Below are 25,410 nucleotides of genomic sequence, written 5' to 3' on the forward strand. Positions count from 1 at the left end.
CGTCTATTCTGCCTCTTGAATCAGCTTTTGCGCATGTAGTGCCAGCATATGGTCAGGCTGCACGTCAATGGCTTTTCCTAGCATCTCAAGTGCTTCGTCTTTTTTCTCTAAGTATGCATACGCAACCCCTAAATTATAAAAGGCATCTGCATGCTGCGGATCACGCGCGACCACCTCGGTAAAGGTTGTCACCGCTTCTTCCAGCAATTGTTCATTTGCTAAGCACATGCCAAATTGGAATCTTGCTTCATTATCTTCTTCATTCAGTTCGATGGCACGCTGAAGATAGGGCATCGCAAGCTTCGGCTGCTCTAATTTGATGAGCGTCTGCCCCAGCATATAAAATAAATCACTATTTTCCATGCCAGCTTGTAGTGCTTGTTCAAAATAGTCTTTTGCTTTCATAAAGTCTTCTTTTAATGTGTATACATTTCCTGCCCCGTAATAGGCTGCAGCTGCGGCGTGATCAAGTTCAATGGCTTTTTGAAAGAAGTTTAACGCACGTTCAAATTCATTGATGCTTGAAAGCAAGTTCGCAAAGTTAATATATGGAACCGGGTCTTTTGGGCTTTCTTCAATGGCTTTCGTAAAAGCTTCAGCTGCTTTTTCGATGTTGCCTTGATTTAAGGCTTCTATGCCAATTTCGTTATGATTCATTCGCTCTCTCATCCTTTCATTAAAAAACCTCAACAGCGACGTTGAGGTTTTGAAAACATGTTACACATACGACAGCTTTTGGCCGTCCTTAAAGACATCGTCAATTGTTCCGCCGCCAAGACATTCGTCGCCATCATAAAAGACAACCGCTTGTCCTGGTGTGACAGCACGAACGGGTTCATCAAAGATGACCATCGCTTCTTGCTCACCTGTCATTTTGACCTTCACATGGTGATCTTCTTGACGGTATCTGAATTTGGCTGTGCATGTTAATTCACCATTTTCGCCGACAATATGAGGACGAGTCCAGCTGATATTGACGGCTGAAATGCTTTCAGAATATAAAAGTGGATTGTGGAAACCTTGTTCAACAAACAAGATATTTTGTTTCAAGTCTTTTCCAACGACAAACCAAGGATCACCGCTGCCGCCAATGCCAAGACCTTGGCGTTGACCGATCGTGTAATACATCAGTCCATCATGTTCACCTTTGACTTCTCCGTCCATTGTCTGCATCACGCCAGGCTGCGCAGGCAAATATTGACTGAGGAACGTTTTAAAGTTTCTTTCCCCAATAAAGCAAATACCGGTTGAATCTTTTTTCGTTGCTGTTGCGAGCTCTGCTTCTTTTGCCAATTCACGAACCTTTTTCTTCTCTAGATCACCGATTGGGAACATGACTTTATCAAGCTGTTCCTGAGTCAGCTGATTTAAGAAATACGTTTGGTCTTTGTTGGCATCAAGACCTCTTAGCATTTTGACTTCATCGCCAGTTCTGTCGACGCGCGCATAGTGGCCTGTTGCTAAATAATCCGCACCGAGTGACAATGCATGCTCGAGGAACGCTTTGAACTTAATTTCTTTGTTACACATGACATCTGGATTTGGCGTTCTGCCCGCTTTATATTCATCAAGGAAATATTGAAACACTTTGTCCCAATATTGCTTCTCGAAATTCACCGCATAATAAGGGATTCCAATTTGGTTACACACGCGGATGACATCCTCATAGTCCTCCGTTGCTGTACATACACCATTTTCATCTGTGTCATCCCAGTTTTTCATAAATATGCCGATTACATCATAGCCTTGCTCCTTTAGCATAAGAGCCGCAACTGATGAATCGACTCCTCCGGACATACCGACCACAACTCTTGTGTCTTCTGGTCTTTTTGTCATCTTCATCAACTCCATTTTCAATGAAACAGCATGTGCGTTTCGTTCTTCAGGTGCTTGGCTGTTTCATTTTTCACACACGAACAAAAGAGGAGCATTTATTTGGCTAAGCGTTTGACAACAGCTGCTATCTTGCGCGCCGCCTGCTTCACATGATCCTCTTCATTCCCAAGACCGAAGCTTATTCTGACTGAGGACGTCAGCTTGTCTGCTTCTTCGCCATACATGGCGCTTAACACGTGCGAAGGAAGGACGGATCCAGCCGTACATGCAGATCCACTTGAAACAGCAATTCCTTCCATATCTAAATTCACAAGTAACGATTCGATGGAAACGCCCGGGAAATGAACATTTAAAATGTGAGGCAATGTCTCTTTCGGGTGCCCATTGACAGAGAAATTGAGTGATTCCTCTTCGAATACTTGCAGCATGATTTCTTTGAGCTTACCATAATGCATGGCTTTTTCTCTTCTATTTTGCTTCGTTAATTGAACTGCTTCTGCAAGTCCAACGATCCCTGCCACATTTTCAGTGCCAGCACGGCGTTTTCTTTCTTGTTCTCCTCCGAATATTTGCGGAGAAAGTTTCACGCCTTCGTTTACATATAAAAAGCCTGTTCCCATTGGACCATTTAGCTTATGGCCAGAAGCAGATAAGAGATCAATATGAAGGTCTGCTACATCAATAGGCATTGTTCCAAACGCCTGCACGGCGTCTGTATGAAAATGAGCAGTGTGATTGTGTAAAAGCTCGCCAATGTCTTTGATTGGCTGAATCACACCTGTTTCATTATTGCCGTACATGATGGTCACAAGAATCGTATCATCTCTCAGTGCTTGTTTTAGTTGTTCAAGATGAATCAATCCAGTTTCATCCACATCTAAATATGTCACGTCAAATCCTAGCTTCTCTAGGCGTTCACATGTGTGCAGCACCGCATGATGCTCTGTTTTTGCTGTGATGATATGTTTTCCTTTATGCTGTCTTGCCATGGCCACACCTGTAATCGCCAGGTTGTCCGCCTCTGTTCCTCCGCTTGTGAGGATGATCTCCTGTGGTTTACAGTGTAATTCTCCTGCAATCACTTCTCTTGCTTCATCGAGCCACTTTCTTGCCTCGCGCCCATATGAATGAATACTAGAGGGATTGCCAAATATCTCTGTAAAGTAAGGCATCATCTTGTCCACAATACGCTGATCCATTGGCGTTGTGGCCGCATGATCTAAATAGATTCGTTCCATTTCCGGTACACCTCTGATCTAAATATAGAACATATACGCGTCTTGATTTCCGTCATCTGTGTAGCTTGCCAAGTCTTCAAGAGTTGTATTGTCTAGTACGTCTTTTACTGCATCACGAATCCGAATCCAAAGTTCACGCTTTGCTGGTTCTTCGTTTTCGATGACTTCGACAGGACTAATCGGTCCTTCTAAAACACGAATAATATCACCGGCTGTGATCTCGTTTGGTTCATGTGCAAGAACATAGCCGCCATATGCACCGCGAATACTTTTCACAAGACGGGCATTCCGAAGTGGTGAGACAAGCTGCTCTAAATAATGCTCAGACAAATTATTGTTTTGAGCGATTGATTTTAATGATGTGGGGCCTTCGCCATGTTTTTTGGCTAATTCGATCATGATCGTCAGACCATATCTGCCTTTAGTTGAAATTTTCAAGTTAAACACCTCTGCGTTTTCTATTCTATGTCATCAATTATTTTTCTGATTTCATATACGCTGATATATAGACCAAAAGCAATTATATCATACTTTCAGCCAACTTTCATTTGCCGGTTCTGAGCGCTTTAGGAGGACGCATCCCTTTTCTATTTGAAGAAATTTCGGTACTCTATACAAACAAGACATTGCTTTAGGAGAGATAATCATGAAACCTTTAGCGTACCGGATGCGCCCAAGTCATATTGAAGACATCATTGGGCAGGAGCATCTCGTTGGAGAAGGTCAAATTATTAGACGAATGGTCGAGGCAAAACATTTATCCTCGATGATTTTATACGGACCGCCGGGCATCGGCAAAACATCGATTGCGACCGCGATCGCTGGCAGTACAAGCATTGCGTTTCGGACGTTGAATGCAGTCATTCATAACAAAAAGGATATGGAAGCTGTCGCCGCTGAAGCGAAAATGAGCGGCCAGGTCATCCTTATTTTAGACGAGGTTCACAGGCTTGATAAAGGAAAGCAGGATTTCCTTCTTCCTTATTTAGAAAATGGCATGATCATTTTAATTGGCGCAACGACCGCTAACCCCTATCATGCGATCAACCCTGCCATCCGAAGCCGGACACAAATATTTGAGCTAAAACCGCTTGAAACAGAGCAAATCAAAGCTGCGTTAACAAGAGCGTTACAGGATGAACATCGCGGGCTTGGCGGTTATGAGGTGACAGTGAACGATGAAGCGATGAATCATTTTGCCAATGGATGCGGTGGAGACGTACGCTCTGCTTTAAATGCGTTAGAATTAGCTGTCTTATCGACAAAAGCAGATGAGGCTGGGCATATTATGATCACTCTTGCCGCAGCAGAAGAATGTTTACAAAAAAAGAGCTTCTCACATGATAAGAATGGTGATGCTCATTATGATGTCCTCTCGGCTTTTCAAAAATCCATTAGAGGATCTGACGCAGATGCGGCGCTGCATTACCTTGCCAGACTGATTGAAGCAGGAGACCTTGAAAGCATTTCAAGGAGATTACTCGTGATGGCTTACGAAGATATTGGTTTAGCTAGTCCGCAGGCAGGTCCTCGTGTGTTAAGCGCTGTTCAAACAGCAGAAAGAGTCGGCTTCCCGGAAGCACGAATTCCGCTGGCTAACGCAGTCATTGAACTGTGTCTTTCTCCTAAATCCAACTCGGCATATAAGGCGGTTGATGCGGCGCTGGGTGACATTCGCTCAGGGAAAATTGGTGAAATCCCTGTTCATTTAAAGGATGCTCACTACAAAGGAGCTACAGCACTCGGCAGAGGTGTCGATTACTTATACCCACACGATTATGAAAACGGCTGGGTGAAGCAGCAATACTTACCTGATCCGCTGAAAAACAAGCAATACTATGAACCGAAGCAAACAGGCAAATTTGAAGGCGCACTGAAACAGGTATATGAGAATTTAAAACGCCAAAAATAAAAAAAGCCCCCTGCATGTTAGCAGGCGGGCTGTTTATTTATCCTTCACACGTGTAATTGGAATATCTTTTAAAAGCTTCATAATGACATGACCACCCATGATCAGCCCTGCAACAGACGGGACGAACGCATTGGATGATGGCGGCATTTGTGCCTTGCGAATCTTCGCTTCATCATTTCCAACTTCTTTTCTGACATCTTCGCGAATCACAATCGGACTTTCATCAGAGAAAATGACTTCAATTCCTTTACGAATCCCTTCTTTGCGCAGACGCGTTCTCACGACTTTTGCAATTGGATCGGTATGTGTTTTTGAAATGTCATCAATTTTGAAGCGGGTCGGATCTGTTTTGTTTGCAGCACCCATACTCGAAATAATGTTCACATTGCGTTTCAGGCACTCTTTCATTAAATGAATTTTATAGTGAATCGTATCTGACGCATCGATGACATAATCAAGCGGATACTCAAAAAATTGCTCATATGTTTCCTCTGTATAAAACATCTTAAGCGCAACAACTTCACATTCTGGATTAATATCAGCGATTCTCGCCTGCATTAAGTCAACCTTTGGCTGACCAACTGTTGAAAGCAATGCTGGCAGCTGACGGTTCACATTTGTAATATCAATATCATCTTTATCAACAAGAACAATACGGCCAACGCCTGAACGAGCGAGTGCCTCAACTGCAAATGAGCCAACGCCGCCCACACCAAGCACTGCAACTGTACTGTTTTTTAATATATCTAAGCCTTCCTTGCCTATAGCAAGCTCGTTTCTTGAAAACTGATGTAACAAGTGCCTCACTCCACCTTTATTTAAAATGAATCGAAAGAATCATATCATATTCAAACTTCTTCGTCATCCTTCTGAAAAAGAAAAAAACACAAAAAAGTCCCGACAACGCCGCCAGCTTTTCCTTCGTTTTGAACCCCGCACCATGCAGGTGGGTGCTTTCTTCCTGACTTTATAAGTCCTCTAAAGAGGCATTTATGCAGAAAGGAAAGGCAAGCTCCCGTATAAAAAAATGTTCGGTCAAAACTAGGTAACCACCGTACGTATCAGGACTTTATTTATTGATTGAAGAAAGCATATCATAGGCATGCCGCTTTTTCAAGCGTTTACATGCCCATATCCATGCGTCTATTTTACTGTTTTACTTTTGTTTTAATGGCTAAACTTAGCTCATCAAGCTGCGCTTCGCTTACAGTGCCAGGAGCATCTGTAAGCACACAGCTCGCACTTGCCGTTTTCGGGAACGCAATGGTATCTCTTAAGTTAGAGCGGCCGGCAAGCAGCATCACTAAGCGGTCAAGACCAAGCGCGATTCCGCCATGCGGAGGAACTCCATGCTCAAAAGCATCTAGAAGGAAGCCGAATTGTTCATATGCCTCTTCTTTTGAAAACCCAAGTAAGCTAAACATTTTTTCTTGAATATCCTTTTCGAAAATACGAATCGAACCTCCGCCAAGCTCATAGCCATTCAGTACAAGATCGTAAGCCTGTGCCTTCATGTCTTCTGGGATTGTCTCAATTAATTCAAGATCGTCGCGTACTGGCATTGTGAAAGGATGATGGGCAGCATAGAAGCGGCCTTCTTCTTCATCTTTTTCAAGCAGCGGCCAATCAACAACCCATAAGAAGTTGAATAGAGACTCATCAATGAGTTCAAGCTCTTTGCCGAGTTTTAGGCGAAGGGCACCAAGTGCATCATGGACAACAGACGTCTTATCTGCAACAAAAAGTAACAGGTCACCTTCTTCGACTTGCAGCTGCTCCTTTAATTCTGCCTGCTTTGCTTCATCAAAGAATTTAGCAATCGGTCCTTTTAATTCTGCCCCTTCTGCTTTTAGCCAAGCTAGACCTTTTGCACCGTAGTTCGCTGCAAATGCACCAAGGGCATCAATGTCTTTTCTTGAGTAGTTGGCTGCAGCACCTTTGACATTGATGGCTTTCACAGCTCCACCATTTTTCACAGCTCCGCTAAAGACTTTGAAATCGGAATCTTTTACCGTATCTGAAATGTTGACAAGCTTCATCTCAAAACGTGTATCTGGCTTATCAGATCCATAAGAATTCATCGCTTCATCATATGTCATACGGGGTAATGGCAATGTCAGGTCTACGCCTTTGACATCTTTCATCACCTTTGCCATCATCTCTTCGGCAAGCGTCATAATGTCCTCTTGACTCATAAAGGACATTTCAATATCGACTTGTGTGAATTCCGGCTGACGGTCAGCACGCAAGTCTTCATCTCTAAAGCAGCGGGCAATTTGATAGTAACGATCCATCCCTGAGACCATCAGCAATTGTTTAAATAATTGCGGAGACTGAGGCAAGGCATAGAATTCTCCCTCATGTACACGGCTTGGAACAAGATAGTCACGTGCTCCCTCTGGCGTACTTTTTGTTAAAATCGGTGTTTCAATATCTAGAAAGCCGTTGTCATCTAAGAAATGGCGGAATGCTTTTGTGACTTCATGTCGCATTTTCATCGTTTCAAACATAGCAGGACGGCGAAGGTCTAAGTAACGGTATTTTAAGCGCACATCTTCTGATACCTCGTCTGCTTGATCTGAAATCACAAAAGGAGGGGTCTTCGCTTCATTTAACACGCTGACCGTTTCGACTTGAATTTCAATTTTCCCTGTTTTTAAATTTGGGTTGATCGTTGCGTCTTCTCTTGCGACAACCGTTCCTTTAATATCAAGGACATATTCATTACGAATCGATTCTGCTGTCTCAAGTGCCTCTTTTGATAGGTCTGGATTGAAGACAGCTTGTACAATCCCTGTACGGTCGCGCAGATCAATAAAGATTAATCCGCCAAGGTCACGTCTTTTTTGAACCCATCCTTTTAATACAACGGTTTGACCGATTTGGTCTTCTGTTACTTCTCCACAATAAAAAGTTCTACCAAACACAAACATTCCACTCCTTCTTTACGCCTTCTTGTGGGCCTTCATCATTTGAATCAGCTCATCAAGCTTCACTTCAATTTGTTCACCCGTTGTCGTATCTTTTACATTCACAATGCGCTGCGCCAGCTCATCTTCACCAAGGACTGCAATAAACTTGGCTTTTAATCGATCAGCCGCTTTAAATTGCCCTTTTAATTTCTTCCCTGTATAGTCCATTTCACTTGAAATGCCTTCTTTTCTCAGACGGTTTAATAATGAAACAGAGTAATCCTTCGCTTCATCACCGAGTGCAGCAATGTATAGATCAATGCCATCTTGCAGTGGAAGATCAATCCCTTCAGCATCGATTGCTGCTAGGAAACGCTCAATACTCATAGCAAAACCGATTCCTGGTGATTCAGGACCGCCAATTCCTTCAACAAGTCCATCATAACGGCCTCCGCCGGCTAATGTGGTAATCGCGCCAAAGCCTTCAGCATTACTCATGATCTCAAATGCCGTGTGATTGTAGTAATCAAGACCGCGCACTAAGTTCGGATCGACGACATATTCAATGCCTATATCTGTTAAGTATTGTTTGACCTTTTCAAAATAAGTCCGTGATTCTTCATTTAAGTAATCTTGAATGGATGGAGCCGTTGCCATCAATTCGTGGTCACGATCCTTTTTACAATCAAGAATTCGCAGCGGATTTTGATGTAAACGGGTTTGACAGTCATGACAGAATTCATCAATTCTTGGTTCAAAGTGCTCGACAAGTGCTTTGCGGTAGTCTGCACGGCTCTCTTTGTCACCAAGGCTGTTAATGACGAGCTTTAAGTTAGAAAGGCCTGCTTTCTCATAAACACTCATCGCAAGTGAAATGACTTCTGCATCAATGGCAGGATCCTTTGAACCGATCGCTTCAATCCCAAATTGATAAAATTGACGATATCTCCCTGTTTGCGGACGTTCATAACGGAACATCGGTCCAATGTAATACAGCTTTGTTGGCTGCGCGGGCTGTGCAAATAATTTATTTTCAACATAAGAACGTACAGTTGAAGCCGTTCCCTCTGGACGAAGGGTGATGCTGCGTCCCTTTTTATCTTCAAATGTATACATCTCTTTTTGAACGATATCGGTTGATTCGCCTACTCCCCGTGCAAACAGCTCTGTATGCTCAAAAATCGGTGTACGGATTTCTTTGTATTGAAAGGCTGCACATGTATCTCTTGCAATTTGTTCAACATACTGCCAGCGTTCTGACTCTCCAGGTAAAATATCCTGTGTACCTCTTGGAATATTAAAACTCATTTTTCGTCCTCCTACGACCATCATTCATTTTTTATGTGGACATATAAAAAACCCCCGCCTCTACTATGTGTATAGTAGGGACGAGAGTTATACCCGTGGTGCCACCCTAGTTGGAACATGATCCAGCCATGTTCCCGCTCAAATCCTTAACGCAGATTCACGTTCTCCGCCTATTGACTCATTTTTAGAGCGTTCAGCAGGAAACCTACAGAGTGTTCTTTCGTGATAAATGCCATGCGGATTCGCTTTCAGCCTAAGGCGATTCCTCTCTGCTCACGCAATTTACCCTACTATTCTCTATCATCAGTTCCACATTTTAAATTTTCAAGTGTGTTGATTTATATTATAATAAGGTCGGTGCTGCCACTCTGTCAACCCTTGCCGTGTCTCTTTTTCTTTTCCAGCTCTTCTTTTGACGTACATCCGTATTCAGATGCGGTTTCTTCAAGGAAGCCTGGTTGATCCATTTCGTCGTGCTGCCAGCGATCGATATCACGGTGTCCATTATATTGCACTCGTCCTAATTTTCTGCTTAATCTCATGTTTGTACATCCTTTTATCACGTTTTTATTTAGTATAAACAGATTGATTCATTTTTATTAGGGAAACTGCAAGGAATTAGTCCATTACATAACGAATTTACATTCATCGGTTTTACAAGGGAGGGGAAAACACCGTTTTGAATCTAAAAAAACACAATCAAATGATGATGCTTCTTACCTGTTTTGTTCTCATCGCAAGTACTTTGCCTATGACACATGCTACAGCACAAACAGATCAAGCTGTGGTCGCAACAGATGAAATCAATGTGAGAACGGGCCCTGGTTTAAGCTATGGAATCGCAGCTAGTGTGAAGCGCGGAGAAAGCTATCCCATTCTCACTAAACAAGGAGAATGGGTGCAGATCCAATTGTCGAACGGTCAAAAAGGCTGGGTCGTCTCATGGCTGATTACCACATCATCTGGCAGCCAAAAGTCTGCTAAGCCAAACGCGCAAAATCAGAGCGCATCAGGCAGCAGTTCCATTACATCGACAGCCTCGGATCTTCGCATACGGACAGGCCCTGGAACTTCCTATCAAGTCATCGGAACTTTCCCGCAAGGCGCTTCCGCTAAAAAGCTGAAAACAAGCGGCGAATGGACAAAAATTTCGTATAAACAAGCAGTAGGCTGGGTTCACTCTGATTATGTTTCAGGCGGCAAAAAAGCTTCTCAATCAAGCTCTGGCGAGTCCTCTCGCTCTAAACAGACAGGCACAGTTGGCGTATCGAGCTTGAATGTAAGGCAATCGGCGGCACCGAATGCACAAGTCGTCGCTTCACTTGCCCGCAACACACAGATCACCATTTTGCGCGAGCAGAACGGCTGGTATGAAATTGAGGCAAAAGGCGTAAAAGGATGGGCTGCAAGCTATTACATCGTCACAAGCAATGGAGCGAGTTCGGCGGGTGAACAGAATTCATCTTCTTCGTCTTCCCAAAAGAAAGCGTACATTGTCTACGATGGCACCAACATCCGAAAAAGCGCTTCTACCTCTGCTGGGATTGCAGAAAGAGCCACAAAAGGCGCTGCCTATCAAATTGTTCGCACGCAAGGTGACTGGTACGAGGTGACACTATCAAACGGCGGAACTGGTTATGTGGCAAGCTGGGTCGTTCAAACGAATAAAAATAGCAGCGAAGCACCAAGACCACAGCAGGATTCATCGTCTGGAACTGGGTCTTTAAAAGGAAAAACGATTGTTCTTGATCCTGGTCATGGCGGAAAAGACAGCGGCACGATTGGCGCAGATGGTGCATTTGAAAAGAACATTACCATCAAAACCGCCAATTTACTTGCAGGCAAATTAAGGGCTTCTGGTGCAAGTGTCTATTTAACAAGAAGTGATGATACTTTTATCAGCCTTCAATCGAGGGTCGCGACATCTCATTACAGAAATGCAGATGCATTTATTAGTCTTCATTATGATAGTTTTATGGACCCAAGTATCAGAGGAAGTACAGCGTATTATTATCAAGCAGCAAAAGACCAGCAATTAGCGACAAACGTCCATACAGAAGTCGCTAAACGCTCTCAAATCCCTGATAAGGGTGTCAAATTCGGAGATTATTTTGTTTTAAGAGAGAACAAACGCCCTTCTCTTTTATATGAACTCGGCTATTTAAGCAATCCTCAGGAGGAAGCGATCATTTATAGCGCTTCTTACCAAGAACGAGTCACAGAAGGAATGACGGAAGGATTAAAACAATATTTCCGTTAAAAAGAAAGAGGCCTCTGCGCCTCTTTTTTGTTTGATCGCAAAAGAAAAAGACTCTAAACAAACTCCTGCATGAGTTTATCTACAGTCTAAAGCGAATCTATTCTTTGCTATCCATCCAGATGGTGACGGGCCCTGAATTGGTCAATGACACATCCATCATCGCGCCAAAGCGGCCAGTTTCTACATGAATGCCTTTTTCTCTAAGAGCTTTATTGAAACATTCGTAAAGGGAGTTCGCGGCATCTGGCTTGGCTGCTTTCATAAAATTCGGTCGTCTGCCCTTTCTCGTATCACCATAAAGGGTAAATTGAGACACAGACAGGACGCTTCCTTTTACATCCAATAACGAATGATTCATTTTCCCGTTTTCATCTTCAAAAATACGTAAATGTGCAAGCTTTTCTGCTAAATAAAGCACATCTTCTTCTGTATCTTCATGTGTGACACCAACGAGCACCATATACCCTTCATTGATGGCACCTGTGATCTCTTCTTCTACCTTCACAGATGCACTTGTCACACGCTGCACTACAAGCCTCATAGACGATATACTTCCTTTCTAATTCATGAATCGGCGAACAGAGTAAATGTCTTTGATTTGTTTAATGCGCTCTACTACTTTGTGCAAATGGTTAATGTTTTGGATAAAGATCGCCATATGGATCGTCGCCACTTTGTTACGGTCAGACTTCCCAGAAACTGAAGAGATGTTCGTTTTGGTTTCATTGACTGCTTGAAGCACCTCATTGAGTAAGCCGCGTCTATCATATCCTAATATTTCAATTTCCACATTGTATTCTTTACGGTTTCGAGCAGGCTGTTCATGCTCCCACTCTACCGGGATTAACCGTTCCTGCGCTTCTCCTGTCTTCACGTTCGGACAGTCATCACGGTGAACAGATACGCCCCTGCCTTTCGTAATAAAACCAACAATGCTATCACCTGGAACAGGATTACAGCACTTAGATAAGCGGACAAGCAGGTTATCTATCCCTTTGACTCTTACGCCTGCTTCTCGTTTTTTCCCATGATACGTCTTTGACTCTACTGTCACTTCTTGAACAGTTTTCTCTTGTTCTTCTTGATCTCTTTGTTTTCTTTCTTTTTCTGTTAAACGATTGGCGACTTGGAGTGCAGTAATTCCGTTATAACCAACCGCTGCATACATGTCCTCTTCGTTTGAAAAATTAAATTTGTCAGCCACTTTTTGCAGGTTTTCAGCTGTCAGAATGTCTTTGACATCAAACTCAAGGTTTTTGATTTCTTTCTCCACGAGTTCTCGGCCTTTTTCGACATTTTCTTCACGGCGCTGTTTTTTGAAAAACTGTCTGATCTTGTGCTTCGCTTGGGAGGTTTGGGCAAGTTTGACCCAATCCTGACTTGGTCCATAGCTGTGCTTAGATGTCAGAATTTCAATAATGTCACCTGTTTTCAATTTATGATCGAGCGTGACCATCTTTCCGTTGACTTTAGCACCAATCGTTTTATTCCCAATTTCCGAGTGAATCCGGTAAGAGAAGTCAATCGGAACGGAACCCGACGGCAGTTCAATGACATCTCCTTTTGGAGTAAACACAAACACCATATCAGAGAAGAGATCGATCTTTAATGATTCCATAAATTCTTCTGCATCTGTCGATTCATTTTGGAATTCAAGGATTTCTCTAAACCAAGAGAGCTTCTTCTGGAAGACAGCTTCCTCCGTTGATTCTGCTGACTCTTTTCCTTCTTTGTATGCCCAGTGCGCTGCAATTCCGTACTCTGCAATTTCGTGCATTTCCACTGTACGGATCTGAACTTCAAGCGGGTCACCTTTTGGCCCAATCACTGTTGTATGAAGGGATTGGTACATGTTCGGCTTTGGCATCGCAATATAATCCTTAAACCTGCCTGGCATCGGCTTCCAGCATGTATGGATAATCCCGAGCACGGCATAGCAGTCTTTAATGCTGTCAACCAAAATACGAACGGCCAGCAGATCATAAATTTCATTAAACTGCTTATTTTGCAGGACCATTTTGCGATAAATACTATAAATATGCTTTGGTCTGCCGGAAAATTCAGCCTTGATGTTCACCTCTGACACACGGTCTTTCACTTCATTAACAACCTCGTCCAAGTATTCCTCACGTTCCGCTCGTTTGCGCTTCATGAGATTCACGATCCGGTAATATTGTTGCGGATTTAAGTAACGGAGCGCTGTATCTTCAAGCTCCCACTTAATCTTTGAAATCCCTAATCTGTGCGCAAGCGGTGCAAAGATTTCAAGTGTTTCATTTGAAATTCTTCGCTGCTTCTCCTGAGGAAGGTGTTTGAGCGTTCTCATATTGTGCAGACGGTCTGCCAGTTTAATTAAGATGACGCGTATATCCTGCGCCATTGCCACAAACATTTTTCGATGGTTTTCGGCCTGCTGTTCTTCTTGTGATTTATATTTAATCTTCCCGAGCTTTGTCACACCATCAACAAGCATCGCAACTTCTTCGTTAAAATGCTCTTTTAAATCCTGTAATGTCACATCCGTATCCTCGACAACATCGTGCAGGAAACCGCCTGCAATGGTCGATGGGTCCATTTCAAGGTCAACAAGAATCCCCGCCACTTGAATTGGATGGATAATATAAGGCTCACCAGATTTCCGGTATTGCTCCTTGTGTGCATTTTCAGCATATTCATATGCTTGCTCTATAAATTGAATATGTTCAGCGGGCAGGTATTCTCTTGCCTTGTCAATGACCTGCTGCGCCGTTAAAACTTGTTCGTTCGCCATGGAATCACCTTTTTAAATGAAAACTGTATTGTAGTTTATTATCAAGAAAAATTCGATAGATGTAAAGAGAAGAAGTCCGCTAAAAGATTTTTGATAGGAAAAAAGCACCCTTCTTACCGAGTGCTTTTTGCGTAAAACTCCATTAGTATTGCATTAACGTCAAGATGTCGTAACCGTCAAGCTTCTTTCTGCCGTCCAGATACGTCAACTCAATCAAGAATGCAATTCCTGCCACAACGCCGCCTAATTCCTCTACAAGCTTGATGGATGCTTCAATTGTTCCACCAGTCGCAAGTAAGTCATCTGTAATCAGGACACGCTGACCAGGACGAATCGCATCTTTATGAATCGTTAATACATCTTTACCATATTCTAAGCCGTAATCGACTTTAACGACTTCACGAGGAAGCTTTCCTTCTTTACGAACTGGTGCAAAACCTACACCTAGTGCGTATGCTACAGGGCAGCCAATAATGAATCCACGCGCTTCAGGTCCAACAATGAGATCAATGTCTCTTTCCTTCGCGTATTCAACGATTTGATCCGTTGCATAACGGTACACTTCGCCTTTATCCATTAACGTTGTAATATCTTTAAATTGTACACCTTCCTTTGGGTAGTCAGGTACAACTGTCACATATTGTTTTAAATCCATCTTTTCCTTTTCCTCCTCGTACGTCAAAGCACAGGTGAGACTTCGCTCATCATGCTATTCAGCCATTCCTTCAGCTCTTTGGCTGAGGAATATGTTAGTGTTTGATCGAGTTCCATCAATCGTTGTTTTGCTGTATAGGATGCTGATGCCGTTAAATCTTTTTTAGGGGCATCACGTACTATTGACAGCACACCATTCTCTATTTTAACAAAACCGAGTTCAAAAAACACCTTTGTCATAAAAATGATTGTATCTTTTGTCCAGCCTCTATGTTTGGCAAGCTCCATTCCTTGTTCTTTGAGGGGGAAACTTCCTCGTTTTAACAAGAATCCATAAAACCATTTGAATTGATCACGGCTAGGGAAAGAAGACATAAAATGATCTTCTTTTCTTTGAAAAACCGTATAAACTCTAGCTGGCTTTTGGTTTTCTAAAAGCTGCCTTAGCAAATGCTCATCTGCAGGAACATCCGCAAAGACGATATACTTGCCCTCTACATCGAACGTTGAAACATTTTCTGCATGGACATGATAAATTGGGATATTGACTTCCTGTTTTGTTTCTTCGTCAAAACAGACCACCACATATTTTTCTGGATCAAGCGTGGAGATTGTCTTTTCCCAATCCTTTTTGCCGCGCAAATCAAACAGCTGCCATTCATCTACTCGGGCATCTTTTAGCATAAGCTGAGGTTTCTTCCGGTTATTCCATTCATTGATGGACATTTCACCAATTACGGAAATGCGGCTACCTGTGACAATTTCTTCTTTTAATTGACCTTGATGAAAACCGACACAGTCAAGCAGCTTGTCTTCGTCTTTCAGAGACATTTTAATATGATTCTGATTTGCCCCAATCGTTCGGATCTCTTCAAGCCTCGCATCTTCAATCATGATGAACGGCTTTGGATTCTGCATGCCAAATGGTGACAGCATCCCCACTTCTTCAATCGCTTCAACCGTCAATTCGTCTACCTTGCATACGGCATCGACCCGCTGAATCGGAATAAAATCTTCTTCTGTCAACGTTTCATTCGCATATTGATTTAATCTTTCTCTTAGTAAAGGAACATCATCCGCTCGAAGTGTCATACCCGCAGCCATCGGGTGCCCGCCGAAATGCGGCAGAATGTCGCGGCATTTGCTTAAATGGAAAAATAGATCGAAGCCAGGAATACTCCGCGCTGATCCTTTTGCCATTTGCGTCTCTTCATCTATTCCAAGCACAATCGCCGGACGTGAAAATCTATCCGTCAATTTAGAGGCAACAATTCCGACAACACCCGGATTCCAGCCAGCTTTCGCTACAACGATCGCAGACTGGTCATCACCTGTCTCTTCCACCATTTGAATGGCTTCTTCTGTGATCGTACTCACAATTTTTTGACGTTCTTTATTGAGTTCTTGTACAAAACGAGCGAGCTCTTCTGCTTCATCCTTATCCTCTGTCATGAGAAGATGAACAGCTGGATCTGCCTGCTCAATTCGCCCTACAGCATTCAGCCTTGGCGCAATTTGAAAGCCGACCGTTTCTTCATTTGCTTCTTCAAGAGTAGCTCCCGCTTCTTTCAATAACGCTTTCAGCCCCGGTCTATTCGACTGCCTAAGCTGCACAAGCCCTTTTTTGGTGAGCCATCTATTCTCATCATGAAGCGGCACAAGATCCGCTATTGTCCCAATTGCCGCAAGATCTAACAGCTGAGCTGGCAGCTTTCCAAGGAGTGCATGCGCCACTTTAAACGCTACGCCTACACCGGCAAGTTCTTTAAAGGGATACTCACAGCCCGGCTGCTTAGGATGGACAATCGCAAGTGCCTCAGGCAGCTCCTCACTTGGTTCATGGTGATCTGTAATGATCAGGTCTAACCCTATTTCTTTTGCAATACGTGCTTCATTTACAGCTGCAATGCCTGTATCGACCGTGATGACAAGCGATGCGCCTTGCTCTTTGATATATCGGAAAGCCTGTTCATTAGGCCCGTAGCCTTCTTTAAATCGATCTGGAATATAAAAGTCTACTTTCGCAGACCGCTCTTTTAATGTATGTAAAAGCACAGACGTACTTGTCACACCATCCGCATCATAGTCTCCGAAGATCACAATCGATTCCTGCTCTTCGATCGCTTTATTGATGCGCTCTACTGCTTCTTTCATTCCTTTTAATAGAAATGGATCATGAAATTCGGCTTTTTGATCAAATAAAAAAGACCTCGCTTCTTCTACTTCTTCGAGTCCTCTTTTTACAAGAAGCGATGCAGTCAGCGCTGAAATATTCAGATTTTCAGAGAGTGATTTCACTTTTTCTTCGCTTGGATGTTCATATTCCCAGCGCATTTTGGATAATAACATAAATTCACCCCTCAACCACACTATTATACTAGAGTGGCCTGAGGGGTTTCAATTTTTATTTTATGAAATTGTGCTGGAAGATTATTTTTCCTTCCGGTCAAATGATGCTGGCTGTTCTTTTAAAGGCGTCACATTCGGTTTCTTTTGAACGTCTTTGTCGATCTTTTTATTCGAAACAGCAGATGCAGGTGCGGCTGCACGCTCAGCTTTTAAAGCCTTTAGTTCACGTTTTAGTTTCACAATTTGGAAAATCCCTGCGAAAGCCACAATGAGTCCGCCCATGAGCACAGAACCAATAATGACAAGAATCAGCGGCCATTCAGCCGTTCCAAATAAGTAGTCAACTTGCACTGGCCGCACATTGATCACGGCAAATACTGAGACAATTAATACGAAAATAAATGCGAATATGATGGTCCATTGTTGTTTGTTCATCTACATATCCCCCAAGCTTTTTCTTTTATTCTTCCCTTTTCCTTGTCCTTTTTAAACACAGAAAGAAAAGAGCGGAAGAAAATCTATCAGCATGGGCATGATTAGCTGCTGAGTTTTTCTTTAATGAGGTTCTTTATTTCTTGTCTTTCTCCAGAAATAACAAGGGTATCCCCTTCTTCAATGACCGTATCAGGTCCTGGATTTAAAATCTTCTCATGTGATTTTCTCACGATAGCGATGACTGTTACTTGATCATTTTGGCGGACATTGAGGTCTCCGATTGTCTGCTGAACAGCTGGTGCATTCTTTTCAATCTTAAACCATTCAATCATCAGTTCATCAATGGCTACCTCTACAGTTTCAAGCGCTTTCGGCTTATATACCATGCCGCCTAAAATAGCTGCAATTTGTCTTGCTTCTTCATCGTTTAGCAAAATACCAGAAATAGATTCTTCATGGTCGTCCTCTTGAAAATGATACATTTCTCTTCTGCCGTCATCGTGTGTAATGATGGCAAGCTTCTCATTATTTCTTGTGATCATTTCGGCTTTGTGACCGATACCTGGCAGTTCAGTTTCCCGAACCTTCATAACAGCCCCTCCAATGAATAAAGCCAAATGCCTCAAACGGACACTTGCTTTCTATACTGATCTAAACGTATGTCATTATAGCAAAAGACCATTTCAAGATCAATGAAACCCGAAATGTTTTTTCGAATCGACTGCTGATCCGGAGAAACTACAGAAAAAGACTGCCAATTAGGCAGTCTCGCTACATTAAATATCTTGCTCAGTATCAATCTTCGCCGGTTTTTTCATCTCACGGCCTTTCCACATGAGCCAAATTTGCGCTGCGATATATAGAGATGAGTACACCCCTGTTAACAGACCGACAAGTAAGGCGATGGAGAAGTTTGTAATAGATGCTGATCCAAAGATAAGCAGTGCGATCACAACGACAAGTACGGTTAATACCGTGTTGACAGATCGCGTAAAGGTTTGCTGTAAACTCAAGTTCACAATGTACGAAAGATCTTCAATGGTTTTTGGTTTGCGTTTCTTCATTTGTTCACGAACCCTGTCAAAGGTGACGATCGTGTCGTTGATCGAATATCCGATGACTGTGAGAATCGCCGCAATGAAGGTGACGTCCACCTCTAAACGCGTAATACTAAAGAAGGCCACGATAAAGAACGCATCATATAGTAGTGAGATAATCGCTGCAATTGCCATTTTATATTCAAAACGAATGGATACATATAAAATGATCCCGATTGAAGCAATGATGACAGCATATAATGCATTTCGGGCAAGTTCTTTTCCAACAGTCGGAGACACTGTACTTACGTTCGGCTCCGTTCCGTATTTATCTTTGAAGTAATCTTTCACTTCAGCAATCTTTTCTTTGTTCGGCACACCGACAAATCTCGCTGCTGCCTGATTTTCTTTTTGACCCGATAACACGACACTGTCTGTCTCAAGGTCCAGTTTTTTAAAGTCTTGCTCGATTTGTTCAGTTGACAGCTTGTGATCACTTTGGATATCAATTCTAGTTCCACTTGTAAAGTCAATTCCGGCATTCAGCTTGAAGATGGAAAGAACGATGATTCCCGCAATGGTGATAGTAGCTGAGAAAATCATAAATCCTTTACGTTTGCTGACGAAATCCCACTTATCAAATGGCGTTTTCGGCTCGGTATTTTCTGTTGTTTCGTGAATGTTCATAATGTCTTTTTGACGAACACCAAACCAGCTTTTTCTCCGGTCAAGATAGCGGCTTTCAACAAGAAGACCAAGAAGGAATCTTGATAGGAAGACAGCTGTGATAAAGCTTGTTAAAATCGAGAGGATGAGCATCGTTGCAAATCCTTTTACAGAGCTTGTCCCGAAGAAGAACAGCACGCCGCCGGCAATGATACTTGTTAAGTTTGCATCAAAGATGGTCGCAAATGATCGGCGGTTCCCTGATCTAAAAGCAGAACGGACAGATTTGCCGAGCTTGAGTTCTTCTTTGATCCGCTCATAAGTAATAATGTTGGCATCAACAGCCATCCCTACCCCTAGAATCAGTGCCGCAATTCCAGGCAGAGTCATGACTGCACCCATCCAGTCAAACACTTGAAGCGTAATGTAAATATAAGCTGAAAGTGTGATGACAGCAATAAGACCAGGTAATCGGTAATAAAGCAGCATGAATAAGAAGATAAATGCGATTCCTACAATTCCTGCGAACACCGTTTCGTTCAGTGCTTGTTCACCAAACTGTGCACTCACAGATGTTGAATATTTTTCTGTTAATTTCACTGGCAATGCCCCAGCATTTAAAATACTTGCAAGGTCCTTTGCCTCTTGGACAGTAAATTTCCCTTCAATTTGCACGTCACTGCTATTAATTTCTTGGTTCACATTCGGCGCAGAGACATACTTGTGGTTTGATTTTGAGACTTCTTTTTTGAAGGAATCTCCTTTGTGGTAATCAAGCCAAATGACAAGCTGGTTATTCGGCGCCATCGCCGCTACTTTTCTTGTGACGTCACCAAATTTTTTCGCATCCTTTAGTTTAACCGTCACAATTGGCTCATTCGTTTGACTGAATGTTTGTTTTGCACTGTTTTCGACCAAGTCAGCCCCGTTTAGGAGTTCTTTATCATTCGTATCTCTGAAGGATAGCTGTGCTTCAGTCGAAAGAATCTCCCTAGCTCTGTTTTGATCTTTTACTCCCGCAAGTTGCACGCGGATACGATTGTTGCCTTCAATCGAGATGTTCGGTTCACTTACACCTAGCACATTGGCTCTTCGGTTTAAAGCCTCCACTGTACTGACGAGGACACTATTTGTAATCTTGTCCTCTTTTTTCACTGGATGTACATCATACAGGACTTCAAATCCACCCTGCAAATCCAGCCCTAGCGTCATATCTTTCGCAACAGGCTTTGTTAGTAAGCCTACGCCAGTTCCGATTAACAGAACCACTAAGAAAAACGCAAGAATGCGCCCTTTTTTCATTATGTATTTCCTCCTTAAACACCTGAATCCATTAAGATGGCTTATTTCAACAGTTCATCTAGCATATTCTTGCCATCTTCACTGTCCAAAAAAGCAGACGTTTTAAACGACTGAACGGTTGCATAGTTCATAAATTCGCCAATTTTCACAGATAAAATATCTGCAACCATTTCATGAATCGGATACTCTTGTTTTTTCTTCCACTTCTTATTCTCTAAGTATGACCATAATTCCTCTAAATCTACATCTTTATAGCCCAAAACGATGAATTCTTCAAGCTTACTGAACAGAAAAGGCTTTAAATGGTCTTTGTAAATTGCAGCCGGATGTTGTGTCAATGGGATGCTCCCCCTTTTCAGTTTTTATCGAGAGACTTGTCATGCTTGGACGATATACACGCATATCTTATTGTATATGATTCTATGTCGTTTGAGAAGGCAGGTGATCTTTGATTTGACGAAGCAAACGTTTTTAAAGGGCACGATTATTTTAATTTTAGCAGGTTTTATCACGAGAATATTGGGTTTTGTCAATCGGATTGTGATTGCAAGGTTCATTGGCGAAGAAGGAGTCGGGCTTTATATGATGGCTGCCCCTACCTTTTTTCTCGCTGTGACGCTGACACAATTTGGACTGCCTGTCGCTATTAGCAAGCTTGTCGCAGAAGCAGAAGCCCGGGGTGACAAACAGAAAACTAAACGTATTCTAGTCATGTCCCTTGCGATAACAGGGACACTCAGCCTGATATTCACGCCGCTCTTTTTATGGTTTGCACCCATCATGGCAGAAAATATGCTGACAGATCCTAGAACGGTCTATCCACTGCTTGCCATTACTCCCGTTGTCCCAGTCATCGCCATTTCCAGTGTGCTGAGAGGATATTTTCAAGGCAGACAGCAAATGAGCCCGCTTGCCATATCTCAAGTACTGGAACAGGTCGCAAGAATTTCTCTAGTGGCAGTATGTACAACAGCTTTCCTTCCTTATGGGATTGAATACGCGGCAGCTGGTGCGATGATTTCATCTGTCATTGGAGAGATGATTTCACTTGCATATTTACTGATTGCCTTTCGTTATAAAAAGACCATTCGTATTCGAAAACGATTTTTTAAGGCGATTCATGACGGTAAGGACACGTTTAAGCAGCTGATGAGTATTGCCCTGCCAACAACAGGCAGCCGTTTCATCGGGAATATTTCGTGGTTTTTAGAGCCGATAGTTGTCGCGCAAAGTCTTGCTATTGCTGGATATGCGGCTGTAGAAGCGACAAGGCAGTATGGGGAGTTGACTGGTCTTGCGCTGACCCTTTTGACACTGCCTAGCTTTATTACGTACTCTCTATCCACTGCATTGGTCCCGGCGATCAGTGAAGGAATGGAGCAGAACAAACGCAAAACGGTCGAATACCGCCTGAAGCAGGCGATGCGTCTTTGTCTACTCAGCGGAGGCATTTCCTGTATTATTCTTTTCGTTTATGCAGAAGATTTAACGCTCTTTATGTATGGTTCATCGCATGCGGCTATCTATGTGAAATTCATGGCCCCATTTTTTCTATTATATTATTTTCAAGGGCCGCTTCAAGCTGTCCTGCAAGCACTCAATTTAGCTGGTGCGGCGATGACGAATAGTCTGATAGGTGCTGTTGTGAAAACAGGGATGATTTTTGTCCTTGCTTCACAGCCGGGCTTTGGCATTATGGGGGCAGCACTCGCGATATTAATCGGCATCGTCCTCGTCACGCTGCTTCATGCGGCAACTGTCGGTAAAGTACTGCCTATCCATTTACCAATGAAGGAATATGGGATATGCGTTCTTGTGATCATCGGCACCGGGGCTGTCAGCCTTTGGCTGAAGTCTCAAGTAAACGGGCTCTTTTCTGCCCCTATTGAGCTTGTGATGCTGATCTTTGTTACGTGTATGCTATATGTCATTCTATTAATCTGTCTAGGGCTAGTGAAGCGTGAAGAGCTTCGCCGCATCCCATTCATTGGGAAACTGCTTTAGCTCATCTCTTCTTGATCACTTCATCTTTCAAATCAATATAAAATGTCTTTTGATTAAAGCTGCAGTAGGAAATCTGATCAATTTCATGATAGCCCCTTTTGGCAAGCTCATCTTTCAGCCACTGTTCATTTTGATTAATTTGCTTCAGATGATCGTGCTGTACAACACCATCTGCAATAAGTGGCAGCTCAAGCGCTCCGTGTGTGTGCTTGTTTTCTTTTTCAACGACCGCAAGCTTTCCGGATGGCTCTAAAATGGCGTAAGAGACGTCCTGAATGCTATCGATGTTGTTTTCTCTTAATTGAATAAGCAGGTCATCAAAATTGTATCGCTGTTTTCTCATCGCACCCTCGTCGATTTTCCCATTGATGATGAGCAGGGTCGGTTTGCCGTCTAGAAAGCGCCGGACACCTTGGAATTTCAATGAAAGGTAGGCGAGTGTGATTTGAATGAAGGTTAACAGCAGGATCGGCCATACCGTATGTAACATGTGATCTTCGACTTCTTCTATGGCGAGAACTGCAATTTCTGCGATCATCATAAAAATGACAAGATCTAAAATACTCAATTCGCCAATTTCTCTCTTGCCCATTAACCGAAAAATAAACCAAACAAGAAAATATAAAATGATTGTTCTCATGGAGATAATCAAGATGTCCTGCATGTGATGTAAACCCTCCTTCTCCACCATAGCTTGTGTCAAAACACTTTATTTATGTAGAAAAGAAAGCCTCTGTTTTTATCGTGAGAAACATGTCTATTTTTTCTTCACGGTGAATACATTTTAGTAAAAGACAAGCTTCGGTCAATTGGAGAGGAGACGAATCACATGCAGGAAACGAAACAAATCGGAAAAGGGATTTTATCCGGCTTAATGGCCATTTTTATCGTGATGATTGTCACAAGCTTACTTGTATCGCTCATGCTTACCTTCACAAGTATGCAGGAATCATCGTTTAAATGGATGATTATGATTTTGTCCTTTGTGGCACTTTTATTAGGAGGGATCATTTCTGGAGGAAAAGCAAAGGAGCGCGGCTGGCTCATTGGCGCGATCACTTCTATGATCTTTTCTCTCACTGTATTCTTATTTCAATATTTAGGGTTTGGAGAAACCTTTTCACCAGAGCAGTTTATCTATCATGGGGCATTTCTAGGGATTTGTATGCTGGGCGGAATGATTGGCGTCAATCTTCGAGGCAAATAAAAAAAGAGCGGATCATATCGCTCTTTTTTTATGGCTATGTATTGGAGGATTAACCTTTGTCAGCTAATTCTCTAATAGCACGTCGATCGAAAGTTAAACGGTTGTTCTCGCTAGTTTTGATGACCACTTTTGATTCATCAATGTAGTCGATTTCACCGTGTAAACCACCGATTGTGACGATTTTATCGCCTTTTGATAAAGATTGCTGCATCTGACGCACAGCTTTTTGTTGCTTTTGCTGTGGACGGATTAACAAGAAGTAAAGCACAGCAAACATGACAACAATCATAATGATTGAACCCATACCACCATCCATTCTATTTCACCCCTTTCTAAAGCATTATAAAGCCTTTCGTTTATGCGTTAAAAGTTTTTCGCATTCGGTTTGTTAAAGCCATAACGCTCAAAAAACTCTTCTTTAAAATCACCTAAACGATCCTCACGGATAGCTTCTCTCACTTGCTCCATTAATTTTAACAGAAAATGAAGATTATGATAAGTTGTTAATCGAATTCCGAACGTTTCATTTGTTCGGATTAAATGTCTAATATAGGCGCGTGTGTAGTTTTTACATGTGTAGCAGTCACAATTTTCATCGATTGGTCTGAAATCACGCTCATATTTTGCATTTTTCACAACAAGACGTCCTTCGCTTGTCATCAAGGTGCCGTTTCTTGCAATTCGCGTCGGCAATACGCAGTCAAACATATCTACACCGCGAATGGCACCGTCAATTAAGGAATCTGGTGAGCCGACACCCATTAAGTACCTTGGCTTGTCTGCCGGTAACAATGGCGTTGTGAACTCCAGTACACGGTTCATCACATCTTTTGGTTCACCAACAGATAAGCCTCCGATGGCGTAGCCTGGGAAATCAAGTGAAACCAGATCTTTTGCACTTTGTTTCCGAAGCTCTTCGTATTCTCCGCCTTGGACAATTCCAAACAGCCCTTGGTCCTCTGGACGCTGGTGCGCTTCTAGACAGCGCTCTGCCCATCTGCTTGTCCGCTCCACAGAACGTTTCATGTAGTCGTACTCTGCTGGATATGGCGGACATTCATCAAATGCCATCATAATATCAGAGCCAAGCGCATTTTGGATGTCCATGGCCTTTTCAGGAGAAAGGAACAGCTTGTCTCCGTTTAAGTGATTACGGAAGTGGACGCCTTCTTCTTCAATTTTTCTAAATTCACTCAAAGAGAATACTTGGAATCCGCCTGAATCGGTCAGAATCGCTCGATCCCAGTTCATAAATTTGTGCAGCCCGCCTGCTTCTTTCACAATGTCATGACCCGGACGGAGCCATAGGTGGTACGTATTGCTTAAGATGATGCCTGCATCCATTGCCTTTAGTTCTTCAGGTGCCATCGTTTTGACTGTAGCCAGTGTACCTACCGGCATAAATACAGGTGTTTCAAAGGAGCCGTGCGGTGTATGAACGCGTCCTAGTCGTGCACCTGTTTGTTTGCATGTTTTAATGAACTCATAACGTATCGGTAATTGCGACAAAAATGAGCCCT

At 42.8% G+C, this 25,410-nt stretch carries 23 protein-coding genes, 1 other RNA gene and 1 other annotated feature; of the genes, 4 read left to right on the forward strand and 20 right to left on the reverse strand.

Features of this window, described 5'->3' with window-relative positions; translation table 11 throughout:
• Positions 1-3: 3 nt before the first annotated feature.
• From GKC25_RS11765 to cymR, 4 genes are all read right to left on the reverse strand, one after another.
• On the reverse strand, positions 4-657 hold the full coding sequence (locus GKC25_RS11765) for a tetratricopeptide repeat protein (protein WP_034661516.1): 654 nt from the start codon (positions 655-657) through the stop codon (positions 4-6).
• 60 nt (positions 658-717) lie between these two features.
• Positions 718-1,836 carry a tRNA 2-thiouridine(34) synthase MnmA gene (gene mnmA / locus GKC25_RS11770; protein WP_095285501.1) on the reverse strand — a complete coding sequence of 373 codons (1,119 nt, stop codon included), beginning with the start codon at positions 1,834-1,836 and terminating at the stop codon, positions 718-720.
• A gap of 95 nt (positions 1,837-1,931) precedes the next feature.
• Entirely contained in the window at positions 1,932-3,074 is a 1,143-nt protein-coding gene (locus tag GKC25_RS11775; RefSeq protein WP_095285502.1) for a cysteine desulfurase family protein, read from the reverse strand.
• Positions 3,075-3,092: 18 nt separating this feature from the next.
• On the reverse strand, positions 3,093-3,512 hold the full coding sequence (gene cymR, locus GKC25_RS11780) for a cysteine metabolism transcriptional regulator CymR (RefSeq protein ID WP_012010726.1): 420 nt from the start codon (positions 3,510-3,512) through the stop codon (positions 3,093-3,095).
• Positions 3,513-3,720: 208 nt separating this feature from the next.
• Between cymR and GKC25_RS11785 the strand changes: the two genes are divergently transcribed.
• Positions 3,721-4,986, forward strand: coding sequence for a replication-associated recombination protein A (locus GKC25_RS11785; RefSeq protein WP_034661526.1), 1,266 nt, complete (start codon positions 3,721-3,723; stop codon positions 4,984-4,986).
• A gap of 33 nt (positions 4,987-5,019) precedes the next feature.
• Here the strand turns inward: GKC25_RS11785 and GKC25_RS11790 are convergent, their stop codons facing one another.
• The 5 genes from GKC25_RS11790 to GKC25_RS11810 all read right to left on the reverse strand — a co-directional run bounded on the left by GKC25_RS11790 (position 5,020) and on the right by GKC25_RS11810 (position 9,748).
• Entirely contained in the window at positions 5,020-5,784 is a 765-nt protein-coding gene (locus GKC25_RS11790; RefSeq protein ID WP_034321354.1) for a tRNA threonylcarbamoyladenosine dehydratase, read from the reverse strand.
• A gap of 92 nt (positions 5,785-5,876) precedes the next feature.
• A non-coding RNA gene (ssrS, locus tag GKC25_RS11795) (6S RNA) lies at positions 5,877-6,057 on the reverse strand.
• A gap of 77 nt (positions 6,058-6,134) precedes the next feature.
• Positions 6,135-7,913 (reverse strand): aspartate--tRNA ligase, encoded by a 1,779-nt coding sequence (gene aspS, locus GKC25_RS11800; protein WP_342689801.1) that lies wholly within the window; start codon positions 7,911-7,913, stop codon positions 6,135-6,137.
• 18 nt (positions 7,914-7,931) lie between these two features.
• Positions 7,932-9,206 (reverse strand): histidine--tRNA ligase, encoded by a 1,275-nt coding sequence (hisS, locus tag GKC25_RS11805; protein ID WP_034661532.1) that lies wholly within the window; start codon positions 9,204-9,206, stop codon positions 7,932-7,934.
• A 73-nt stretch (positions 9,207-9,279) separates the two neighbouring features.
• Positions 9,280-9,519, reverse strand: a binding site (T-box leader).
• Positions 9,520-9,577: 58 nt separating this feature from the next.
• The gene (locus GKC25_RS11810; protein WP_003216250.1) at positions 9,578-9,748 is read right to left on the reverse strand and encodes a YrzK family protein; all 171 of its coding nucleotides are present in this window, start codon (positions 9,746-9,748) and stop codon (positions 9,578-9,580) included.
• Positions 9,749-9,909: 161 nt separating this feature from the next.
• Here GKC25_RS11810 and GKC25_RS11815 point away from each other — a divergent pair, with 161 nt between their 5' ends.
• On the forward strand, positions 9,910-11,466 hold the full coding sequence (locus tag GKC25_RS11815; protein WP_425389182.1) for an SH3 domain-containing protein: 1,557 nt from the start codon (positions 9,910-9,912) through the stop codon (positions 11,464-11,466).
• A 97-nt stretch (positions 11,467-11,563) separates the two neighbouring features.
• Here GKC25_RS11815 and dtd read toward each other — a convergent pair whose 3' ends face one another.
• The 8 genes from dtd to GKC25_RS11855 form a co-directional block, all read right to left on the reverse strand.
• Positions 11,564-12,007 (reverse strand): D-aminoacyl-tRNA deacylase, encoded by a 444-nt coding sequence (gene dtd, locus GKC25_RS11820; RefSeq protein ID WP_060596866.1) that lies wholly within the window; start codon positions 12,005-12,007, stop codon positions 11,564-11,566.
• 18 nt (positions 12,008-12,025) lie between these two features.
• On the reverse strand, positions 12,026-14,236 hold the full coding sequence (locus tag GKC25_RS11825; protein ID WP_268495743.1) for a RelA/SpoT family protein: 2,211 nt from the start codon (positions 14,234-14,236) through the stop codon (positions 12,026-12,028).
• A gap of 142 nt (positions 14,237-14,378) precedes the next feature.
• Positions 14,379-14,891 (reverse strand): adenine phosphoribosyltransferase, encoded by a 513-nt coding sequence (locus tag GKC25_RS11830; protein ID WP_034661543.1) that lies wholly within the window; start codon positions 14,889-14,891, stop codon positions 14,379-14,381.
• A gap of 23 nt (positions 14,892-14,914) precedes the next feature.
• On the reverse strand, positions 14,915-17,239 hold the full coding sequence (gene recJ, locus GKC25_RS11835; RefSeq protein WP_342689802.1) for a single-stranded-DNA-specific exonuclease RecJ: 2,325 nt from the start codon (positions 17,237-17,239) through the stop codon (positions 14,915-14,917).
• Between the two features lie 81 nt (positions 17,240-17,320).
• The gene (locus GKC25_RS11840) at positions 17,321-17,674 is read right to left on the reverse strand and encodes a LapA family protein (protein WP_095285506.1); all 354 of its coding nucleotides are present in this window, start codon (positions 17,672-17,674) and stop codon (positions 17,321-17,323) included.
• Between the two features lie 101 nt (positions 17,675-17,775).
• Positions 17,776-18,264: a cation:proton antiporter regulatory subunit gene (locus GKC25_RS11845; protein ID WP_034661552.1), complete on the reverse strand. Its 489-nt coding sequence runs from the start codon at positions 18,262-18,264 to the stop codon at positions 17,776-17,778.
• A gap of 186 nt (positions 18,265-18,450) precedes the next feature.
• Positions 18,451-20,679 (reverse strand): protein translocase subunit SecDF, encoded by a 2,229-nt coding sequence (gene secDF / locus GKC25_RS11850; RefSeq protein ID WP_034661556.1) that lies wholly within the window; start codon positions 20,677-20,679, stop codon positions 18,451-18,453.
• 41 nt (positions 20,680-20,720) lie between these two features.
• Positions 20,721-21,017, reverse strand: a complete 297-nt coding sequence (locus tag GKC25_RS11855) for a post-transcriptional regulator (RefSeq protein WP_003216788.1) — start codon at positions 21,015-21,017, stop codon at positions 20,721-20,723.
• A gap of 115 nt (positions 21,018-21,132) precedes the next feature.
• Between GKC25_RS11855 and spoVB the strand changes: the two genes are divergently transcribed.
• Positions 21,133-22,683 carry a stage V sporulation protein B gene (spoVB, locus tag GKC25_RS11860; protein ID WP_034661559.1) on the forward strand — a complete coding sequence of 517 codons (1,551 nt, stop codon included), beginning with the start codon at positions 21,133-21,135 and terminating at the stop codon, positions 22,681-22,683.
• A gap of 1 nt (position 22,684) precedes the next feature.
• On the opposite strand, the gene GKC25_RS11865 is transcribed toward spoVB, so the two are convergent.
• On the reverse strand, positions 22,685-23,347 hold the full coding sequence (locus GKC25_RS11865; RefSeq protein WP_034661562.1) for a DUF421 domain-containing protein: 663 nt from the start codon (positions 23,345-23,347) through the stop codon (positions 22,685-22,687).
• A 165-nt stretch (positions 23,348-23,512) separates the two neighbouring features.
• Between GKC25_RS11865 and GKC25_RS11870 the strand changes: the two genes are divergently transcribed.
• Positions 23,513-23,890 carry a TIGR04086 family membrane protein gene (locus GKC25_RS11870; protein ID WP_034661565.1) on the forward strand — a complete coding sequence of 126 codons (378 nt, stop codon included), beginning with the start codon at positions 23,513-23,515 and terminating at the stop codon, positions 23,888-23,890.
• 49 nt (positions 23,891-23,939) lie between these two features.
• Here the strand turns inward: GKC25_RS11870 and yajC are convergent, their stop codons facing one another.
• Both yajC and tgt read right to left on the reverse strand, forming a co-directional pair.
• A complete protein-coding gene (gene yajC, locus GKC25_RS11875) occupies positions 23,940-24,206 on the reverse strand; it encodes a preprotein translocase subunit YajC (protein ID WP_003216659.1) in 267 nt (88 codons plus the stop codon).
• Between the two features lie 47 nt (positions 24,207-24,253).
• Positions 24,254-25,399 (reverse strand): tRNA guanosine(34) transglycosylase Tgt, encoded by a 1,146-nt coding sequence (gene tgt, locus GKC25_RS11880; RefSeq protein ID WP_034661568.1) that lies wholly within the window; start codon positions 25,397-25,399, stop codon positions 24,254-24,256.
• Positions 25,400-25,410: the final 11 nt, after the last annotated feature.

Source organism: Bacillus pumilus, assembly GCF_038738535.1.
GTDB lineage: Bacteria > Bacillota > Bacilli > Bacillales > Bacillaceae > Bacillus.

What these genes read in the sequence shown, in the direction of transcription:
- GKC25_RS11840 (WP_095285506.1), bottom strand. Translation starts at nt 17,674, where the DNA reads ATGAACAAACAACAATGGACCATCATATTCGCATTTATTTTCGTATTA.
- GKC25_RS11815 (WP_425389182.1), top strand. Translation starts at nt 9,910, where the DNA reads ATGATGATGCTTCTTACCTGTTTTGTTCTCATCGCAAGTACTTTGCCT.
- GKC25_RS11825 (WP_268495743.1), bottom strand. Translation starts at nt 14,236, where the DNA reads ATGGCGAACGAACAAGTTTTAACGGCGCAGCAGGTCATTGACAAGGCA.
- GKC25_RS11765 (WP_034661516.1), bottom strand. Translation starts at nt 657, where the DNA reads ATGAATCATAACGAAATTGGCATAGAAGCCTTAAATCAAGGCAACATC.
- GKC25_RS11810 (WP_003216250.1), bottom strand. Translation starts at nt 9,748, where the DNA reads ATGAGATTAAGCAGAAAATTAGGACGAGTGCAATATAATGGACACCGT.
- GKC25_RS11870 (WP_034661565.1), top strand. Translation starts at nt 23,513, where the DNA reads ATGCAGGAAACGAAACAAATCGGAAAAGGGATTTTATCCGGCTTAATG.
- GKC25_RS11775 (WP_095285502.1), bottom strand. Translation starts at nt 3,074, where the DNA reads ATGGAACGAATCTATTTAGATCATGCGGCCACAACGCCAATGGATCAG.
- dtd (WP_060596866.1), bottom strand. Translation starts at nt 12,007, where the DNA reads ATGAGGCTTGTAGTGCAGCGTGTGACAAGTGCATCTGTGAAGGTAGAA.
- GKC25_RS11830 (WP_034661543.1), bottom strand. Translation starts at nt 14,891, where the DNA reads ATGGATTTAAAACAATATGTGACAGTTGTACCTGACTACCCAAAGGAA.
- secDF (WP_034661556.1), bottom strand. Translation starts at nt 20,679, where the DNA reads ATGAAAAAAGGGCGCATTCTTGCGTTTTTCTTAGTGGTTCTGTTAATC.
- yajC (WP_003216659.1), bottom strand. Translation starts at nt 24,206, where the DNA reads ATGGATGGTGGTATGGGTTCAATCATTATGATTGTTGTCATGTTTGCT.
- hisS (WP_034661532.1), bottom strand. Translation starts at nt 9,206, where the DNA reads ATGAGTTTTAATATTCCAAGAGGTACACAGGATATTTTACCTGGAGAG.
- GKC25_RS11785 (WP_034661526.1), top strand. Translation starts at nt 3,721, where the DNA reads ATGAAACCTTTAGCGTACCGGATGCGCCCAAGTCATATTGAAGACATC.
- GKC25_RS11865 (WP_034661562.1), bottom strand. Translation starts at nt 23,347, where the DNA reads ATGCAGGACATCTTGATTATCTCCATGAGAACAATCATTTTATATTTT.
- mnmA (WP_095285501.1), bottom strand. Translation starts at nt 1,836, where the DNA reads ATGACAAAAAGACCAGAAGACACAAGAGTTGTGGTCGGTATGTCCGGA.
- GKC25_RS11845 (WP_034661552.1), bottom strand. Translation starts at nt 18,264, where the DNA reads ATGAAGGTTCGGGAAACTGAACTGCCAGGTATCGGTCACAAAGCCGAA.
- recJ (WP_342689802.1), bottom strand. Translation starts at nt 17,239, where the DNA reads ATGTTATTATCCAAAATGCGCTGGGAATATGAACATCCAAGCGAAGAA.